This is a genomic window from [Clostridium] symbiosum ATCC 14940, assembly GCF_000466485.1.
GTDB classification, from domain to species: Bacteria; Bacillota; Clostridia; order Lachnospirales; family Lachnospiraceae; genus Otoolea; species Otoolea symbiosa.
Window position 1 is genome coordinate 1 of sequence record NZ_KE992891.1, and the last position, 247, is coordinate 247.

The following is a 247-nucleotide window of genomic DNA, read 5'->3' on the forward strand; positions in this document are numbered from 1 at the left end:
GCCTTGTCGCGGCCACTACGTGTTTCAGGCAGGCCGATATCAAAATCTTCCGCAATTCCTTAATAAAGGCGCATCGAAGGCATATCGTATTTACCGTACACGGTAACATTGAGTGGCCTCGACAAGGTCCGCCCCCGCACTTAACGCGTGAGACAATCAGCAGCTGCAGGCCAGCGGACAGGGCCGATACCTCCGGCGGAGTCTTTCGTCCCTGCGAAAACCTGACCTTGGGGCGGAGGGGAAGATA